The organism is Acinetobacter sp. 228, assembly GCF_048147885.1.
On record NZ_JAYWYV010000241.1, the window covers coordinates 1 to 1,432 of the forward strand.

The window sequence follows — 1,432 nt, forward strand, 5'->3', positions numbered from 1 at the left end:
TCATTCGGTGTTTTTTGACGATTTGAACCTTCGACCAAAGCAATCATACGGTCTAAGAAACTTTGACCAGATTCAGCAGTCACTTGCACAACAATACGATCTGTAAGTACTTTGGTTCCACCAATAACACCTGAACGGTCTGTTCCAGCTTCACGTAGCACAGGTGCTGACTCACCTGTAACAGCCGATTCATTAATAGTTGCAAAGCCTTCTACAATCTCACCGTCGGCTGGAACAAGCTCACCTGCATGTACTTCAATAAAATCATTTAAATGAAGTTCGGTCGCTGCAACTTGAGTCGCTTGACGGTCTGTCAAAGAGTTGAGTCTTCGAGCCGTTAAATTTTCTCTTGCTGCACGTAATGAAGATGCCTGCCCACGGCCTCTAGCCTCTGCAACAGCCTCGGCATAGTTAGCAAATAAAATGGTAATAAACAGAATTGCTGTAACCACTAAACCAAATATCAGCGTGGTGTAACCTAAGATTGTACTAATGCCTGTAACCACTGTTCCAAGCCATACAATTGCCATCACAGGGTTTTTAATTGCATGCTGTGGTAGCAGTTTCACAAATGCATTTTTCCAAACTTCAAAATTTGGCACTGCCATGGTTTGTTTGTGGCTATTTACATGAGTTTGTGTATTCATTTTCACTCGCCTCCTTAGCCTTTAACCAACAAAAGTTGATCGGCAATAGGCCCAAGGACAAGAACTGGCATAAATTGTAATAAGGTAAGCAACACAACTATCGTAATCAGCGTTAAGGCAAAGGTTTGTGTTTCAACCTGAAGACTACCTGATGTTTCGGGTGCTTTTCTTTTTGCTGCTAAACGTGTGGCAATCATTAATGGCAAAATTAATGTAGGGAAACGTCCTAACAGTAGAGCGATACTACAAGTGACATTCCACCATACAGTGTTGTCTCCAAGACCTTCAAAACCTGAACCATTATTAGCAAACGCAGAAACATATTCATAGAACACTTGGCTAATACCGTGTGGTCCTGGATTACTAATTCCAGATATGCTTGGAATGCTGAGGCTTAATGCAGTAAACGCAAGAATGACTAAAGGTTGAATCAAGATAATAATCGCGAGCAATTTAATTTCTGCTGCTTCAATCTTGCGCCCAAACAATTCAGGAGTACGACCTGTCATTAAACCTGCAATAAATACCGCAAGTAACAGATAAATCATAAACTGTTGCAGGCCACAGCCCACACCACCCCAAATGGCATTAATCAGCATGTTAATGAGTTCAACCAGCCCAGTAAGCGGCGCAGAAGAATCATGCATCATATTGACCGAACCGTTATTCACCTGCGTAGTGATCGCTGCCCAAACTGCTGATGCTACTGGTCCAAATCGTTGTTCTTTACCTTCCATTACGGCAAATTGAGATGCTGTCGATGACATACTCTCAGACCAGACAGC

Annotated in this window: 1 protein-coding gene and 1 pseudogene; both read right to left on the minus strand. The window is 42.3% G+C overall.

The window, feature by feature from the left end; genetic code table 11:
* Positions 1-653, minus strand: a pseudogene (locus tag VXQ92_RS17795) (potassium-transporting ATPase subunit B); the annotation flags it as partial.
* 8 nt (positions 654-661) lie between these two features.
* The coding region (locus VXQ92_RS17800; RefSeq protein ID WP_416682703.1) for a potassium-transporting ATPase subunit KdpA at positions 662-1,432 on the minus strand (771 nt) is incomplete at its 5' end.